This window comes from Longimonas sp. (genome assembly GCF_040409695.1).
GTDB lineage: Bacteria > Bacteroidota > Rhodothermia > Rhodothermales > Salinibacteraceae > Longimonas.
On the sequence record NZ_JARWGJ010000075.1, the window covers coordinates 1 to 11,889 of the forward strand.

General features: G+C 57.6%; 11 protein-coding genes. 2 read left to right on the forward strand and 9 right to left on the reverse strand.

Annotation, left to right across the window (positions count from 1 at the left end; genetic code table 11):
* Nucleotides 1-544: 544 nt before the first annotated feature.
* Entirely contained in the window at nucleotides 545-1,180 is a 636-nt protein-coding gene (locus PPP56_RS04550) for a porin family protein (RefSeq protein ID WP_353562848.1), read from the reverse strand.
* A 407-nt stretch (nucleotides 1,181-1,587) separates the two neighbouring features.
* On the opposite strand from PPP56_RS04550, the gene bshA reads away from it, so the two are divergent.
* Nucleotides 1,588-2,736 (forward strand): N-acetyl-alpha-D-glucosaminyl L-malate synthase BshA, encoded by a 1,149-nt coding sequence (gene bshA, locus PPP56_RS04555; RefSeq protein WP_353562849.1) that lies wholly within the window; start codon nucleotides 1,588-1,590, stop codon nucleotides 2,734-2,736.
* Between the two features lie 200 nt (nucleotides 2,737-2,936).
* Here the strand turns inward: bshA and mnmA are convergent, their stop codons facing one another.
* A complete protein-coding gene (gene mnmA, locus PPP56_RS04560; protein ID WP_353562850.1) occupies nucleotides 2,937-4,109 on the reverse strand; it encodes a tRNA 2-thiouridine(34) synthase MnmA in 1,173 nt (390 codons plus the stop codon).
* 541 nt (nucleotides 4,110-4,650) lie between these two features.
* Here mnmA and PPP56_RS04565 point away from each other — a divergent pair.
* A complete protein-coding gene (locus PPP56_RS04565) occupies nucleotides 4,651-5,031 on the forward strand; it encodes a RidA family protein (protein ID WP_353562851.1) in 381 nt (126 codons plus the stop codon).
* 39 nt (nucleotides 5,032-5,070) lie between these two features.
* On the opposite strand, the gene PPP56_RS04570 is transcribed toward PPP56_RS04565, so the two are convergent.
* From PPP56_RS04570 to PPP56_RS04600, 7 genes are all read right to left on the reverse strand, one after another.
* Complete coding sequence (locus PPP56_RS04570; RefSeq protein ID WP_353562852.1) at nucleotides 5,071-5,667, reverse strand: hypothetical protein; 597 nt, start codon at nucleotides 5,665-5,667, stop codon at nucleotides 5,071-5,073.
* A gap of 117 nt (nucleotides 5,668-5,784) precedes the next feature.
* Nucleotides 5,785-7,008 carry an N-acetylmuramoyl-L-alanine amidase family protein gene (locus PPP56_RS04575; RefSeq protein WP_353562853.1) on the reverse strand — a complete coding sequence of 408 codons (1,224 nt, stop codon included), beginning with the start codon at nucleotides 7,006-7,008 and terminating at the stop codon, nucleotides 5,785-5,787.
* Nucleotides 7,009-7,067: 59 nt separating this feature from the next.
* Nucleotides 7,068-7,709 (reverse strand): DUF1684 domain-containing protein, encoded by a 642-nt coding sequence (locus PPP56_RS04580; RefSeq protein WP_353562854.1) that lies wholly within the window; start codon nucleotides 7,707-7,709, stop codon nucleotides 7,068-7,070.
* 116 nt (nucleotides 7,710-7,825) lie between these two features.
* A complete protein-coding gene (locus tag PPP56_RS04585; protein ID WP_353562855.1) occupies nucleotides 7,826-8,494 on the reverse strand; it encodes a hypothetical protein in 669 nt (222 codons plus the stop codon).
* Between the two features lie 24 nt (nucleotides 8,495-8,518).
* On the reverse strand, nucleotides 8,519-9,184 hold the full coding sequence (locus PPP56_RS04590; protein WP_353562856.1) for a hypothetical protein: 666 nt from the start codon (nucleotides 9,182-9,184) through the stop codon (nucleotides 8,519-8,521).
* A gap of 86 nt (nucleotides 9,185-9,270) precedes the next feature.
* Nucleotides 9,271-9,888, reverse strand: coding sequence for a sigma-70 family RNA polymerase sigma factor (locus PPP56_RS04595; RefSeq protein ID WP_353562857.1), 618 nt, complete (start codon nucleotides 9,886-9,888; stop codon nucleotides 9,271-9,273).
* Nucleotides 9,889-10,149: 261 nt separating this feature from the next.
* A partial coding sequence (locus tag PPP56_RS04600) for a sensor histidine kinase (protein ID WP_353562858.1) occupies nucleotides 10,150-11,889 on the reverse strand: 1,740 nt, incomplete at its 5' end.

The window sequence follows — 11,889 nt, forward strand, 5'->3', positions numbered from 1 at the left end:
ATCTCACCCTCCCGCTTGCTGAAATCTTTATCTATCGCCAGGTATGGCCGCTGCCGCCATTTGAAGGCTTCAAGGCGTTCCTGACGAAGCGGGTGTACAGGCCCAATGTATGATAGCACGGCAGAGGTCAAGTCGACAAGCCATTGCGGCGGATACGGGGTTGTCATCATACTTCCAATACATGCACGCGAGCATTGTCCCCCAGCACTATCTCGCAGAACTATCCACCATCATTATTTCCCCTGCACTGTTTCCGAAGAACGGTGAGCGTGAGAATTAGGTGGTATAGAGGCGTTGGGTAATGGACGTCAGGCATCGCTACCAAGAAACCTGGAGGTAGCGGCTTCGAGCCCCCACAGCCCGAAGCCGCCATTGGGTACGTATTCGCAGACAACCCACGCCGGGTCAGAAAGGAAAAAGCGAATACGCGAAGTGAGCGTTCACACACGCCCTCCAGGAAAGACAGAAATTAACGGGCGGATGTTGATTCAGTGCGTCTATTTATAAGGGCGTGTTTGCCCCACTGCATCCGGCCATTACAGCGTTAAAAGAATACGTGCAGACGAACGCTGAAGGCGCTCAGGTTCGGGCTCTCGCTGGGCTGAATGGACGTTCCCAGAATCTCAAACTCGTCTTCAACCAGTGAGGTGACGCCAAACTCGTACCGTAGCTCAGGAGTCAGACGCAGTCCGGCCAGGTTGAATTCGACACCGGCACCGATATTGCCGGAAAGCGTGACGTCTTCAAGGCCGTCGCCCAGGTCGTTCTCACCGATGGGAAAGGAGACCTGCGGACCCGCCATTGCATACGGCGTTACGAGCGGCAACGTGAAGCGATACTTTAGGTCGAGCGGGAGCTCAATGGTGCTCAGGCTAAACGATTCGCTATCGAGCAGGTCACCTGCATCATCAAAGTCTTCAAAGCGGTACTCTCCCACGCGGCGGTAGATCGCCCCGAGACGGAGTCCGAGTACAGCAAAGTCGCGGTTGAAAGCCAGTCCGACGTGGTATCCGGTCGACGACTCAAAGTTAGCACTGGCACTTTCACTGCTGAGGTCGTCGAGGCTCTCAAAGTTAAGTCCGCCTACCACGCCGATTTGGGCGTGGGATTGCTGAGGGACGAGAAGAAAGCCAAGGCTGGCAACAAGAAGGAGTAGGGTGCTATAGCGAAGACGGTTCATACTGCGCACAGAAGGGTAGTTCAAGAAGCTAAAGGGGATGTTTGAATCATGAATCGCATGGAGCGACTGAATCGCATACGGTGAACTGTTAGGTATGCACCGGTATGCGTTCATGACTTCACAGATGCAGACGCTTCGTCGTGCCAGAAAGTAACAGCGGCATGGTGCATCCAACAAACAACGGGGTGTGCAGCAAACAGCTGAGAGAGCGACAAACAGGTCATCTGCAATAGAGCGCGGCTGTTGCCGGCGTTTCCATTGTGTAATCTCTTTGCGCGGTTGGTATCACCGTGTGCAACCTTGCAGCGCGGTACCATGTTGGGCACAGACGCAGCATCGGTGCAACACACGGTTGTGCGTGTACCGGTGTGCATCCGTTGAGCGCGTTCACCATACAGATAGCGTTTATGAATATCGGCATCACCTGCTACCCGGTGTACGGGGGCAGCGGCGTTGTAGCTACAGAGTTAGGGAAGGCCCTCGCGCATCGAGGACATACCGTGCATTTTATCTCGTCGTCGCTTCCGTTCCGGCTCTCGCACATGGGCGGAAACGTCTACTTTCATGAGGTGAATGTACAGTCGTATCCCCTCTTCGACTATCCGCCGTACACGCTTTCGCTTACCAGTAAGATGGTAGACGTGGCCAAGCACAATGGGCTCGACGTGATGCACGTGCATTACGCTATTCCGCACGCCACCAGTGCTGTCATGGCCCGACAGATCCTGGCGAGTCAGGGGATTCAGCTGCCGGTAATCACAACGCTGCATGGCACAGATATTACCCTTATCGGCCAGGACCCGTCATTCGCACCGGTTGTGACGCATTCGATCAATGAGTCGGATGGCGTCACCGCGGTGTCTGACTATCTGCGTGATGAGACGTTTGACCGCTTCGACATTACGGGAGACATCGAGGTGATTCCCAACTTTATTGATATGGAGCGCTTTCATCGTCTCGACAAAGACCACTTCAAGCAGGCGCTGTGTCCGAATGGAGAGAAAGTGATCGTGCATGTGTCAAATTTCCGTCCGGTGAAGAACGCCCCACAGGTTGTCGAGATCTTCCATCGTCTGCGGCAAGATGACCTGCCGGTGCGTCTGCTGCTGGTAGGCGACGGGCCCGATCGTACACCAGCCGAGCAGCGGGCTCGCGAGTTGGGGGTGTACGACGACATCCGCTTTCTGGGGAAGCAAGACCCGGTTGAAGAAATACTCTCCATTGCCGATGTATTCCTGATGCCGAGCGGCTCGGAGACGTTCGGGCTTGCCGCTCTGGAAGCAATGGCCTGCGAGGTGCCGGTTGTAGCAAGCAACATCGGCGGGCTCCCAGAGCTTGTTATGGACGGTGAAACTGGATTCCTCTGTCCACTTGGCGACATCGATGCGTTCACCGAGCGTACCCGCCTGCTGCTCACCGACGATGAGCGTCAGACGGAGATGGCTGCGGCTGCACTGGAGCGGGCGCGCTCTACCTTCCACGTAGATCAGATCGTGCCGCAGTATGAGGCGCTGTACGAGCGCGTTCGCGACGAGGCCGGACTTGTTGAGGCATAGGCTGTAGCATACGCAGCGGACAGCATACGCACCAACAGCATACTTGCTAACATGAGGCGCTATGCTGAAGCGCTCCAGAGTCCAAGATAAAAAACCAAACAGGTTCTAAATACCGACGAGGCCGCCCATCTGAAGATGAGCAGCCTCGCTTTTTTGCGTGCTATCTATTATTATTGATGCATATCGAGTGCGGATTACTGTTATGCAGCCGGTGAGACGGCTTCGGCATCCATTTCAGAAGCATCTGCCGTCGCAGGCTCGTCGGCGGTGCCGACTTCGTGAATCCAGCCGCCGCCCAGTACGTCTTCGCCCTCATACAAGACGATCGACTGCCCGGCCGTAATGGCGCGCCGCGGCTCAGCAAACGCCACATGTAGCATATCATCATCGTCTTGCCAGGTCAGGCACCCCGCGCCAGGGTCGTTGTATCGGATTGCCCCCCAGGCCGGACGCTCCTCTTGCAGCGAAGGATACTTGATGAGGTTTACCTCGCCTGCTTTCAGGGTTTGCTGCATGAGCTCCTCTTTAGGACCCACCGTGATGGTATTGCTGTCAGGATCGATGTGAGTAACGTACACGCGTTCGCCCAGCGCCAGGTCGAGTCCGCGCCGCTGTCCGATCGTGTAGAAGGGATAGCCATCGTGCTCTCCGACTACGGTTCCATCTTTCAGGACAAACTTTCCTCCGGCAACCTCTTCTTCCAGCCCGTCAACGCGGTCGCGAAGGAAGCGTCCGTAGTCATTATCGGGCACGAAGCAGATCTCATAAGAGTCCGGCTTATCAGCCACACTGTCGAGCCCAAAGTCAGAGGCCATCTGGCGGATCTCAGGCTTCTCGTACGTACCCAGTGGGAAGATAGAGCGTGCCAGGTGCTCTTGAGGGAGGCCCCACAGCGCATAGCTCTGATCTTTGTTGCGGTCGAGTCCCCGCTTCAGCAGATAGCGGTCGAGCGCATCGTCATACTGGACACGGGCGTAGTGTCCGGTTGCGATATATTCGCAGTCGAGGTCATCGGCTCGGCGCAGGAGGGCGGCCCATTTGATGTGTGTATTGCAGAGCACGCACGGGTTGGGCGTACGCCCGGCCAGATACTCGTTGGTAAACCGCTCAATGACCCAGTCCCCGAACTCTTCGCGGATGTCTACGATGAAGTGTGTGAAGCCATGGCGTAGTGCAATGGCACGCGCGTCGTTAATAGATTCGAGCGTGCAGCAGCCGACTTCTTTACCACTGCTGCCCCCGCTGGTCGAGTAGTCCCAGGTTTTCATGGTGATTCCCACGACATCGTAGCCCTGCTCGGCAAGCAGCACAGCGGTAACCGATGAATCTACGCCGCCACTCATGGCAACAAGTACACGTCCCTTCGAACTCATAATATTCTTTTTATTGGAGTTTATTTCGCGCAACGCATTGCGTGTGCGGTGCATTGCTCAGTGTCTACTGCTGCAGGTGCCCAGACAGGACACACAGATGGTGGCGCAGCAGCCTGAAGGGGTGATACAGTGTCGTGCAGTGCGCAACGCGTCGCATCAAACAAGTGATAAAACAACGAGAGCATGATCTCTCCGTTCCTCCTCAGACGTCTTCAGGTGGTCTGTACGTAGGATAGATAAGACGCGCGTTGCAATTTGCACCGTGCCCTTCACGTCTTCACAGTCACCTGCAGGTATACTGGCCGTACAGCGGCTGCCGGACTACTGGCAGAGCGATGCGCAAAGTATTTGCGCAAAAAACAGTTGAACAAAGCTTAAAGCAATATTCGCTTGTTCTCGCTCTCTGTAGCGTGCATTTTAGAGGTGTAGCAACTGCCCACTCGGAGCTAAAGCCGTTCGGTACCGCAAACAAGCGGTTGAAACAAGCGGCTGAGTGCTGTTGGGGGCAGGTTCTCAGTCCTTGCTCTGCACACGTCCCTCTATGTCACGTACTACGGTGAAGACCCCGCGCGCGCCCGCTGCCATTGGTCCGTACAGCCAGGCAATTCTTTCAGACGACACGCTCTACTGTTCAGGTCAGATTGCTATTGATCCCGAAACGGGGAGCATGGTGAATGGCTCGATTGAAGAAGAAACGCGCCAAGTGCTGGAGAACATTGGCGCAGTGCTTCAGGGGGCCAGCATGGACTATGAGAACGTCGTGCGCTGCACGGTATTCTTGACCGATGTGAACGACTACGCTCAGGTGAACGATGTGTACGGGCGCTACTTCAACGAGGCTCCGCCTGCCCGGCAGGCCGTGCAAGTGGCCGCCCTCCCGCGCAACGCCAAGGTCGAAATCTCGTGCATCGCTGTTCGGTAGGCACGCCTATTCCGTCGTAGGCACGCGAGAGGCGGTACGTTACCCTTCCACATTAATGCGGTAGCAGACCGTTATCGCAACCTCGTCGCCGCCCGAGCCAATGCTTCCCGGGTCATCTACCTCCAACTCTAATGTAATGGGTCGTGCGCTGCCCTGCACGATACCCGTAACATCGGTGTTTAGGTTGTCAAGCGTAATAACGGGATCGTCGGCCACAGGGGTCTGTCCGGCTATTAGCTGTCCGTCAGGGTCGTCGCCGTAGTATACGTTGACAGACCCAAGATATCCAAACACCTTTGGCTGTACGCGCAAGGCTCCACCAAGCGTGAGCCGCTCCATGGTGACTTCTGTGACTTCCGCATCGAGTACGTCGGTACGCGTGAAGCCACCAAACCCGTCAAGAACAGACGAGAGGTTGTCTGCACGATTCGAGGTAATGACTATCTTTCCGTCAGTCACATCATCTGCATCGTACACTGGAAACGTAAAATCGACCTCAACGGGGTCGGCTACGTTGCAGCTCGGTCCGCCGAGCGTGATGGGAGACGGGTCGGTGTCGTCGCATCCCGTAAGTGCTCCTGTAAGAGCTACAATAAGAACGAACGAAAGAACGAGCGAAGAGAGGCGGTGCGTCATGGGCATATCTATTACGATGGAAGGAAGGCCGGGCTCAACAGGTAGGCGGTGTAGGCAGATGCTGTAGACGAAACGGACAGCACGCGGCGTTTGGTACCGCGTTTGTTCAAGCAATGATCATTCCCCGGCTACAGGCACCATGCCGCGCTCGTACTGCTCTTTGTAGTCGCGCACGGCGCGGAAGATAGCACTGGCCATGTAGGTCTTCCCTTGATCGCTGGCAAGGAACCGGGCCTCTGAACGGTTAGACAGGAAGCCCATCTCCACGAGGACCGCAGGCATGGAGGCCCCCCAGAGCACGTAAAATGGGGCCTGCTTAACGCCTCGGCTACGCCGGTTGACCCGGTTCTCAAACTGGTCCTCAATGAGGCTGGCCAGTTGCTGGCTCTGTCGTAGATAGGCGCTCTGGGTCAGCGTAGCGCGCACCAGCTGCTGGTCGTTGTAGTCGTCGTACACGTCGGTATCTTCCTCGTATCGGATCACGCTGTTCTCACGCTCCATCACCCGTCGTGCCGATTCTGACTTGTACGGGCCAAGAAAGAAGGTTTCGGTGCCGTGAGCACGGTGCGAGGCGGCTGCGTTTGCGTGGATCGACAGAAAGAGCTTTGCGCCGTTCTCATTGGCAAACCGCCCCCGTTCCTCCAGTTCGACGAATGTATCATCGGTGCGCGTGTAGAGGACGTTCACATCGAGGTAGCGTTCGAGGTACTCGCCGAGCTGCAGTGCTACATCCAGTACAATGTCTTTCTCCTTCACCCCATGCGCTGTAGCCCCAGTGTCTTTGCCGCCGTGCCCCGGATCAATCACGATCGTGTCAAGCCGCCAGCGCTCACGTACGGAATCGACTGCATTGTTGCCAGGCTGCGCGCCATCGCCGGTCGTTGTACCTGGTTCTGGTGAAGCGTCGGCCGTAGGGGCGGGATCCGTATATGTCAGGTTCATCAGGATGTCGTCAGACGCGCTGTCGCGGTACGCGTCGGTTTCTATGCTTCGGTCGCCATCCATCTGAAGGTGAAGCGTTAGGTGGTCGCCGTCTTTGCTCACGTCAAACTGTGCAATGGGCCCTTGGGTAGGCAGCGTTACGCCGTCACCGATGTTGGCATCGTAGATCGTCCAGTCTACGCGATCGCCCTCTTCTTCGGGCATCGAAAACGCTTGAATGCGCTGATTGCTACGTATCCGCAAGACGTAGCCCTGGCCGTCTGAGCGTTCGGTGAGCACCAGATTGTTGATCTGCACCTGGGCGGTAGCCGGCGCCGCAGCAACGGCACTGGCAGCCAGAAGAAGCATGGCAACGAAGCCATACCGAAGCCGATTGGCGTAGTTGATTGAAGGCATCATATGAATAACCTACTGCATAGAGCTAAAATCATGCAATGTGTTGCTGTGCCGTGGCACGCTCAGCTGTGCAACTGAGACTTCTTTTCACCAGCCTCAACCGGCACCGGCAACGTGTTTTCAGGAGGGGGCAGGGGGCATACGTAGTTCAGGTTATAGTCACAATAGGGGTTGAACGCTTTGTTGAAGTCAACCACCACGGTGCTATCGTTGACAAGTGGTGCGTTAAGATAGCGCCCGGCAGGATAGGTTGCGTCGCCGTTGGTCGGATCGCGAAAGGGAATCCACAGCTTGCCGTCGAGGCCACGCTCACGGAAAGCAGCCAGCCGGGTAGTATCGCCGAGAGGAATCGCAACATGCCCCACGATGATCTTGTCGACCGGCTCGCCCTTGTGCTGCTGAACGCGCAGGGTGTCGCGTTCCTCTACTCGTTCAAGTGTGAGCTCGAACCGGTAGTCGGGGTCAACCGGGTAGTAGCGCAGTCCGTCAAAGCGGCGACGGGTTGAGGCGTCGAGCACCGTGCGGTCCGCATCCCGCATTCTCATGTCGCGATCGAGGCGATGCTGCAAAATCTCGTTTTCATACATCTCCTCATCGCTGAGCGTATGCGCTTCACATCCTCCTGTAGCGATAAGCAACAGCATGAGGAGGCCTGCCACAAGGGCGTGCAGTGAAAGTGGTTGTGCCGAGGACAGGGAGGGCATAGCAAGGCAGATGCATTTAGAAAACATACCTATTTGCCTTATATCGGTAACATTGTGTTCGGTTTGTAGAAAGGCAAATGGAAGTGCTGAATTGTTTGCAAGGTTGTGGGTATCGCTTAAAAATCAGCGTTTCCAAGAAGCTGACGGATGCGCTGGTTGATCATGGTTTCGCGATGCGCGCTGCGCTCGTGCATGCGCTGACGCATCAGCTCAACCTGCTGTTCAAGGTGTTCAATTTCGCGCTGCCGGTTGGTCTGTTTTATGTCGAAGAGCTGCGAAACGGTCTGGCGCAGTGTGTCGAGGTGAGCTGTGCGTTCAGGGCCGGCTTCCATCTGGCGGATGCGGTAGGCCCGCTGCTGTGCTGTATGCTCAAGCGCATACTCGCGCCGCACGTCTTCATAGAGCGCCTGGCTCTGCGTACGCAACAGGTCGAGGTACTCGGTAGACGGGTCGTCGTGATTCGAATTGGGGAGAGGGGCCTCAAGTGCTTCAAGCCCGGTAGCCGTGAGGCGGTATGTGCGTCCCTGAATCTGAACGATGGGCTCCTCAATGCCGCGCACGTGGTAGCGGAGATGAATGCCTTCGGTGCGAAGTCCCTGGGGCAGAGCGTCGCTTGAAACTTCTTCTCCGTCAATGTACACGGTGCCATCCTGAATATGAAGCGACCGCTCCATCGTCGTCTGTCCGGCGGCTGGTAGCGCATAGATGCCGGCACCAGCAACAAGGAGAACCAGAACGGCAAAAGCCGAACGCAGGGGATTCATCGAAGGGGTACGGTGTGCCATGGCGTACGCTACTGCGAGGAGGAGCTACTGCGAGAACGAACGAGGAGCGGCCGGCGAAGAAGAAGGCGTTCCTACACGCTCAGAGAGCGCGGCCGCTTGCCTGTGCAGTGTGGCGCGCCGCTCGGGAGCATCCCAGTCTGGCAGGGTCGTGCCAGAGGATGTAGAGGAGAGTGCAGGCAGCGGCTCCGGCGTAGGGGACGAATCGGGAAGGCTACTCACAGCCATAACGAGGGCAAGCATACAGGCGATTCCCCATGCGACTGCGTGTGAGTGTTCTGTCGGCGCGCCCTGGTTACGCGAAGATGCGTGGGGGGCACGGTCGGAAGCGGAAGGGGCTGTGCTACGCTGCTCATGATACGCAGGCGACGATACGGCAACCCAGGACCCGGAGGGAGCACACGGCACGGTATCGCCCTCATAGCGGGGCGAAGAAGAGGGTGAAGAGGTGGGGGCAGGGCTTTCGGGTTGAGGCGATGCGTTATGCGCCTCGGCGGCCTGGTCTACGATGCGGTCAACGACTGAGGCGCTGGGCCGCGGTGGCGGCTGGGCATCCAGCTTTTGTTTGACCTCGTGCAACTCAAACCAGGTGTCGAACAAGTCGGGGCAATCGGCAAGCGCACGTTCAAAATCAGCCTCATCTTCGAGCTCGCCGTACATGTAGCGAAGGAGGCGATCAATATCAGTGTTCATGCCATTGAAGCAGCTTGTATGGGTGAGAAGGCAGGTGAGGTGTGATAAGGCCGAACACGAGCCCGGCTGACAGATGGCCGGCGAGGTTACATCGAGAACCGGTCGTCGACCGATCCGACCAGCGCTTGCTGGTCAACGTCTTCAAGCATGCCACGCAGGTTTTTCAGCGCGTAGCGCATGCGTCCGAGGGCAGTGTTTATAGATACGCCGGTGAGCTCGGCGATTTCGCGGAACGTCAGGTCTGTTTGCTGCCGAAGCAGCAGCACCTCGCGCTGCTCGGGCGCAAGGCGTCGAATGTGGCGATTGAGCACGGCACGCTGCTGCATGCGATGCAGGTCGGCATCGGCGGAGGGCATATCGCTTTCGAGCGTATCCCAGAACGAGCGCCCCTCGTCGTCATCAGACGAGACATCGGACCACTTCTTCTGTTTGCGAAGATAGTCGATTGTGGCGTTTCGTGCAATGCGCATCACCCAACTGAGCCACTGCCCTTTGTGGGTGTACGAGCCGCGACGGTCGTTCATCGCCTTGATCACCCGTTCGAAGGTATCTTGAAACAGGTCATGGGCTATAGCGCGGTCGTGCACCATGCCCATGATATACCCAAAAATCTGGTCCTGGTGCCGCTCAACGAGTGTTCGAAACGCCTGTTCGTCTCCCGACTCCAGGTACGCCTCGATGAGTGCTTCATCGGTTGGTTGCATAACAGATTGCATAACAGTGCTTCCATTCCATCAGGGAAAGACCGTGGAGGAAGCATGTATTACAAGGAACGAGCCATGCCGCGCTGTTATTGCGCCAATCGCGCATTAACTGTGCAGTGTAGGCGTAGAACGGAGGATGCGCGTGCTTGTGTGCCGTTACAGGACCTGAAGAGTGTCCACCATGATACGCACGGCTGCCTTGCGTGCTTGACACTGCTCCAAGCACACGGCGCAGGAGTGTCCACGCCTGCAGGACGCAGATCATGTGCTTGTTGGGCCGTCAGTACGAGGAACGCGGAGCGTGATGGTGCTGCCTTCACCCTTCTTGGTGTTGATATCGATTGAGCCGTTTAGTCGCTCCATAATATGCTTGCATACGGTGAGCCCAAGTCCGCTTCCCTGGTGGGTGCGAGCGAGCCCGTCGCTCTCCTGTGTGAAGGCGTCGAACGCCCGCGGCACAAACGCCGGGTCGATGCCTGATCCGGTATCGGCAATGTGGATAACGACGCAGTCGGGTTCGGCCGCAACCGTGAGCGTGATTCGGCCGCTCTCGGTGAACTTGATGGCGTTGTCGAGTACGTGTTGCAAGACGCGTTCAAGGAGGTCCGGATCGACCTGCATGTAGAGGGGTTCATCCTGCACATCGATACGCGTCTCCAGTCCCTTCTCGCGGGCACGTTCGCGGGCCGAAATCGTTTTTTGCTTAACGATCTGCGCTGCGGGATGGGGGCTTAGGTCGGGCGTAAGCGTTCCGGCTTCCAGCTGGGCCAGGTCGAGCAACGAGTCGAGCGTGAAGAGCAGGCGCCGGCCACTGCGCTCGATGAGGTCGACAAAGCGACGATACTTTGAGTCGATTCCCTCTCGGAGCGTGGGGGTGAAGCCAAGAATAACGGTTAGCGGGGTGCGCATCTCGTGGGTTATGTTAGAGAGCACCGATGAGCGAAACTGGGCTACGTCTTCGGCTTTCTCTTTGGCTTCTACGAGCGCACGCCGGGCGGCCTCGCGCTGTGTAATGTCAGTGATGGCGATCACGGCGCAGGGCTCGTCGTCTACGCTGATGCGCTGCAGCGAGCAGAGGACATCGATACGGGTGCCGTCGGGCTGGCAGAAGGTGGCTTGCACATCATTGACCGTCTGCGTTTCGCGGAGCTGGTTGACCACCGCCATGCGGTAGTTTGCGTTCTTCCAGAGCGCCATGTCGCCATCGGTGCGCCCCACAATATCGTAGCGGGGCCGCTTAACCAGTGTACACATGGCGTCGTTCGCATTCAGGTAGACGCCGTCGCTCAGCCGAAAGATCGCCAGCGGTGAGGGGCTCATGCGGAAGATCTTCTGCATGAGCGTTTGGGTCTCCTGGGCTTGCACGAGGGCACGCTTGCGCTCGGTGATGTCGACCAGGCTGACAAGGGCACAGTCGTGGCGATCCAGCACAATAAGGCGTGCGCTCAGGAGAACCGTGCGGGCGCGTCCGGAGGCATCGTGCAGGGTAAGCTCGCGGTCGTCGATTCGTCCGCGCTGGCGCAGGCTGTGGGCCAGGCGTCTCCGTTCGTATCCCGAAAGCCCGGTAGACACATTCGAGATAAACTCTCCCGTGAGGTCAGAAGCGGCCGAGCCGGTGAGCGACTCCATACGCTCGCTCACCTCAAGAATGAGCCCGTCGCGCAGTCGAAGAATAGCCGCGGCGGGCCCCAGATGGAATGCAGTGTCAAAAAGGCTGAGCGTGCGCGCGAGGTTTTCAGAAAGGCGGTCGCGCCCCGTCAGGTCGCGTACGGCGATGAGAGCCGCGTGTCGCCCCTGATAGACCATCGGTACCGAGGCTGATTCGACCGATCGCTCCTCACCATTTTGGGTGCGCAGCGTATGGCGCGTAAAGTCGATACAGCTTCCGGTGCGTACCTGCTTGCGACGCGCAGAGACGCTTGGCTGTGCCTGTTCGGGAATGTACTTCCATAGCGACGTGCCGAGCAGCGCCTCCAGCGAAGGAGCGCCGGTCATCGACAC